Annotated in this window: 4 protein-coding genes; 3 read left to right on the forward strand and 1 reads right to left on the reverse strand. The window is 67.3% G+C overall.

The genetic code is table 11. The features are described from left to right. From A8G08_RS16630 to A8G08_RS16640, 3 genes are all read left to right on the forward strand, one after another. A partial coding sequence (locus A8G08_RS16630; protein WP_068276373.1) for a PTS sugar transporter subunit IIBC occupies positions 1-1,321 on the forward strand: 1,321 nt, incomplete at its 5' end. 111 nt (positions 1,322-1,432) lie between these two features. Then, positions 1,433-2,800: a glycosyltransferase family 87 protein gene (locus A8G08_RS16635; protein WP_068276376.1), complete on the forward strand. Its 1,368-nt coding sequence runs from the start codon at positions 1,433-1,435 to the stop codon at positions 2,798-2,800. Continuing rightward, the gene (locus tag A8G08_RS16640) at positions 2,797-3,381 is read left to right on the forward strand and encodes a GNAT family N-acetyltransferase (protein WP_068276380.1); all 585 of its coding nucleotides are present in this window, start codon (positions 2,797-2,799) and stop codon (positions 3,379-3,381) included. Before A8G08_RS16635 ends, A8G08_RS16640 begins: the two co-directional genes overlap by 4 nt. Here the strand turns inward: A8G08_RS16640 and A8G08_RS16645 are convergent. Next, positions 3,378-4,979, reverse strand: coding sequence for a glycosyltransferase family 87 protein (locus tag A8G08_RS16645; RefSeq protein WP_068276382.1), 1,602 nt, complete (start codon positions 4,977-4,979; stop codon positions 3,378-3,380). The two genes, A8G08_RS16640 and A8G08_RS16645, sit on opposite strands and share 4 nt — an antisense overlap. Positions 4,980-5,096: the final 117 nt, after the last annotated feature.

Genomic DNA, 5,096 nt, shown 5'->3' on the forward strand with positions numbered 1-5,096 from the left:
GATCGTCACCGGCTTCAGCGCCATCGCGCTGGGCATCGTACTGTCGTTCGCCTGGCCGCCGATCGGATCGTTCATCGAGGACACCGCCAGCTCGACGATCAGCGCGAACGCTCCCCTCTCGGTTTTCGTGTACGCCACCGTGGAGCGCGCCCTCCTCCCATTCGGGCTCCACCACATCTGGAACGCCCCGTTCTTCTACGAGGTGAACGTCGGCGGCTGGGACAACTGCAAAGGCATCCTCACCTGCTTCTTCCGCGGCCATCCGGAGTCGGGCATCTTCGGCGGCGGATTCGCCGTGAAGATGTTCGGGCTCCTCGGGGCGGCCCTCGCGATCACGTTGACCGCCAAGCCGCAGAACCGCACGAAGGTCGCGTCGCTCATGATGGCGGCGGCGCTGACATCGTTCCTCACCGGCATCACCGAGCCGCTCGAATTCTCTTTCCTGTTCGTCGCTCCGCTGCTGTACGTCGCGCACGCACTCCTCTACGGAACGGCGTTCACCGTCGTCTACCTGCTCGACGGACGACTCGGCTACACGTTCTCGCACGGCGCGATCGACTATGTCCTGTTCTGGCCGAACGACATAAAACCCTGGGTCATCCTGCTGGTCGGACCGGTCTACTTCGCCATCTACTTCTTCTTGTTCTATTTCCTGATCAAGCTACTGAAGATGCGCACACCCGGGCGTGAGGATGACGACGACGAGGAGGGGATCGCAGAGGCGGTGAGCGACTCGGCCAACCGGTTTGCCCAGCAGCTGGTACTCGCCTTCGGCGGCCGGAGCAACATCACCGACCTCGATGCATGCATCACCCGTCTGCGGGTGGGCGTCCACGACGTCGGCCGCGCCGATCAGCGCAAGCTCAAGGCGCTGGGAGCTTCGGGGGTGCTGCAGGTCGGCAACAACCTGCAGGCCATCTTCGGCACCCGCTCCGAGAACCTCAAAACCGATATCGAGGAGTACCTCAAAACCGCCGGCGACGAGGCGGAACTCGGCGAGGACGCGGTGCGCGACGTCGTCTATGAAACACCGGGCGTGGCGCCCAAGCTGCTCGATCCCGAGGGGCCGCAGAAGGCCGCCGCGTACGTGGCGGGGCTGGGCGGACCGGCCAACATCGTCAAGGTCGAGGCCGCGGCCGAAACACGCCTGAGGGTGAAGGTGCGGGACCGAGCGGCCGTCAACGAGGACTCACTTCGGGCCGCCGGCGTCGCGGGGGTCGTGGCGGTAGGCGAGGACACGCTGCACCTGGTGGTCGGTCTCCACGCGGATCAGTACGGCTCCGAGATGCGGGGACAGCTGGCGGCGGTGCCGGCCCGCTAGCGGCTCGGGCACCGCACATCGCACAGGAGCGGAGCCCGCGGAGCGACCAATAGCCCAGGAGCGGAGCCCGCGGAGCGACCAATAGCCCGCCGAGCCACCTAGGCTTGAACCATGCGCGCAGCTGCTGCGGCCAACCGCAGAACGATCGCAGCCGTCGTCGCGCTATGCGGTTTTACGCTACTGCTGGGCTATCTGAACAAGGCGCGCTGCGCCGGAGGGCCGTTCGCTCCCGATGGCCGCAGCGTCGTGTTCGACCGCATCAAGGACGCGCAGATCTGCTACTCCGACGTCCAGTACCTCTGGCTCGGCCGCGGCATCAACGAGCACGTCTTTCCATATATCAACGGCGGTATCACCGACGGCCGACTATTCGGCGGGACCGTCGAATACCCCGTGCTCAGCGGGCTGCTGATGTGGCTGGGCGGCAGCGGTGCCGGCAACGACGCCGAATTCCTCCGGAACTCCGCGCTGATTCTGGCCCCGTTCGCGCTGGTCACCGCCTGGTTACTGGCCCGCATGGCCGGTCGCGCCGCGCTGCTGTGGGCGGTCGGCCCCGCGCTCGTGCTCTACGCGTTCCACAACTGGGAGCTCCCGGTCGTCGCGACCACCGTGGCAGCCGTCGCGGTCATGACGCTGCCCGAACGGCTGTCGCTGCGCACCCGCGGCGTACTCGCGGCCGTACTGCTCGGGATCGGGTTCTGCCTGAAGCTCTACCCGGCGGTCTTCCTGATTCCGCTGGTGCTGTTCGTGCTCACCGGCGGCCCCTCCGGGCGGGAACTGCCGCGCGGCGCCACTGGCCGCTACGACCTGCGTGGCGCCATGCTCGTGGCGGGCACCGCGATCGCCACCGCAGTCGCCATCAACCTGCCGTTCGCACTCGCCGGCTTCCATGGCTGGCTCGCGTCCTTCACCTTCCAGCAGGAGCGCGCGGCCGACATCACCACGAACTCGATCTGGTACTGGGGCCTGCGCAATCTCTACGCCAGCGACTTGGACGGCGAGGCCTCGTTCCAGCACACCGTGTCGATGGCCTCGCCCGGGCTACTGTGCATCGCGTTTGCCGCCGCGGTGTGGCTGGGCTGGCGGCGCTTCTCGCGCACCGGCACGTATCCGTGGGTGCAGGTGAGCGCGGCGATGCTGTGCGCGTTCGTGCTGCTGCACAAGGTGCATTCGCCGCAGTACTCGCTGTGGCTGATCCCGTTCCTCGTCCTGCTGGTCGTGCCATGGCAACTGGTGATCGCGTTCGTCGTCACGGACCTCGCGCTCGGCGTCGGCGTGTTCCGCTACTTCAACGCACTCTCGCTCGCCATCGAGTCCGACGGCAACCGACTCATCGTCGAATTCGGAGTGTGGGGCCAGGCTATTGTGCTGACCGTGCTGTACTTCGCGTTCCTGCGCTCGGATATGCGCTGCCCCAAGGCAATTCCGATGACACCCGCGCGCGCCAACCGCCCGTTGGCAGCGTCACGCACGCCATGAGCGAATCCTGGTACGACCAACCGATTCTCGCGGGCCAGCACGTCAGGCTCGAACCTCTCGGCCCGGAACACGCCGACGGACTCCTCGCCGCCGCAGACGATCCGGCGATCTTCCGCTGGACATCGTTGGCAATTTCGAATCTCGAGGACGCGCGCGGCTTCATCAGCGCCGCGATCGACGACCGGAGCCGATTGGCCTACGCGCAGGTCGAGCCCGCCTCCGCCCGCGTGCTCGGCACCACGTCGTACTACCAGATCGATCCGCGCCACCGCAGCCTCGCCATCGGCTACACGTGGATCTGTCGGGCGGCGCAGGGGACTGCGGTGAACCCGGAAGCCAAGTACCTGTTGCTGCGCCGGGCATTCGACGAACTCGGCGCAGTGCGCGTCGAATGGCACACCGATGAGCTCAACGCGCATTCCCGCGGCGCCATCGCCAAACTCGGCGCCGAGTTCGAGGGGTTGTTGCGCAAGCATCGTCGGAGGCGCGATGGAAGTTGGCGGACTACAGCACTTTTCGCGATGACGGACGAGGACTGGCCCGAGGCCAGGGCACGGCTGCAAGCGCGAATCCTGGGCTAAGCGCCGCCGGAATTGCGAATCGCGGTTGGTGGCGTCGCAGCGCTCCACGCGCCGGTCTGTCGCGGCCTCAACCACTGCGGCAGCCAACGGGGCGGCCGATCCGGCGCGCCATCGAGCACACCGCCACCGGGATCGTCGATCTCGTATCCTCCCTGGCGCACCAAATCCTCACCCGGCCGGTAAATCTCACGCAGCACGAGCGCACACAGCCCGATGACGGCCAGATCGCGCAACACCACGGCGCCGGTAAACCACTGCTCCGGCAATCCCTTGTTCGACTCGCCGAGGTAGTAGAACATCCGCGGCACCCACACGAGTGCATCGATGGCCATCCAGGCCAACAGGATTCGCCGGTGCGGCAGCGCCAGCACGGCGAGCGGGACCAGCCACAGCGAGTACTGCGGACTCCACACCTTGTTGGTGAGCAGGAACCCGGCCACGATCAGAAACGCCAACTGCGCGAATCGCGGCCTGCGTTCCGCGGTCAGTGCGACGTACCCGACGCCAAGGCAGACCGCCGCGAAGAGCAGCAGTGACACCGCGTTCAGCACCGACGGGCGCTCACCCGCGGCCAGCACCCCGTCCAGCCCGGTCCAGCCGGTGAACGAGGTGACAACGTTGTAGAGGGAGTCGGGGTCCGCGTGCCGACTGGTGTTGAGCCGGAAGAACTCGGCCCATCCACGCGGGTAGAGCAGCAGGATCGGCAGGTTCACCGCCACCCAGCTCGCCGCCGCCGCGCCCGTCGCCTTCGCCCAATGACGCACCGTTCCGGTGCGCAGGCACAATACGAGCAGGGGACCGAGCAGGAACAGCGGGTACAGCTTCGTCGCGCCGCCGAGGCCGAGCAGGACGCCCGCGAGCACCGGCCGTTTTCGCGCCCAGGCGAGCATGCCGCCCGCCGCGAATGCCGTTGCCAGTGGATCGAAGTTGGTGAACACGTGCACGATCACGAGAGGCGAGCACGCGACCAGAGCCGCGTCCCACACCCGCCGAGACGCGAGAACGGCGGTGGCCCACACCGTGACGAGCCAGGCGAGCGCAAGGCCGAACGCGACGACGTTGAAATAGATCGCCACCTGCAGCCCGCCGGGCAGCCAGGTCGCCGAATCCCACGCCTTCGCGATTCGCATCGAAAAGTACTGGTAGAGACCGGAGACCACCGGATACTCCATGTACCGTTCCTGCAGCGATCCCGGCGAACCCTCTACCCAGGACTTCTTGTACGGGAACGCACCCTCGTTGAGCCGCTCCGCACCATAGAGCGGAACGGTGTCCGAGTAGCACATCGCGACGTACTGGCGGCTGCCGCTCCAGTCCAGGCCCGGCGCGCCGCCCGGGCCGTTCGGCGCCTGCTGGATGCACGGGGCCTTGGCAAACCAACCGAAAGCCAGGAACACCACGGCGAGCGCCAGAATGACCCGCATCGGGGTCCAGAAGCCCGCGCGACCGATCAGCGCGTGTCTGCCGACCGGCCCGCCGAACGTGCGCGACAACTGTGCACTGAGCACGTCTGTCCGACTCGGCAGATCCCGGTCGTCGGCCGAGCGGCGGTCGCCCGCAAGCGGACCCGCAGACACCACCCCGTGTTCGTCGGTCACGGGGTTAGACGTTAGCGGGTGTAGGGGCTACCGCCGGTCGCTCCGCCACGCGGGGCAGGCACGGACTCTGTGGTCGTCTCGCCCGCGTACGGGTCGGTCGCGTACGGGTCGGACTCC

The organism is Aldersonia kunmingensis (assembly GCF_001646865.1).
GTDB classification, from domain to species: Bacteria; Actinomycetota; Actinomycetes; order Mycobacteriales; family Mycobacteriaceae; genus Aldersonia; species Aldersonia kunmingensis.

What these genes read in the sequence shown, in the direction of transcription:
- A8G08_RS16635 (WP_068276376.1), top strand. Translation starts at nt 1,433, where the DNA reads ATGCGCGCAGCTGCTGCGGCCAACCGCAGAACGATCGCAGCCGTCGTC.
- A8G08_RS16640 (WP_068276380.1), top strand. Translation starts at nt 2,797, where the DNA reads ATGAGCGAATCCTGGTACGACCAACCGATTCTCGCGGGCCAGCACGTC.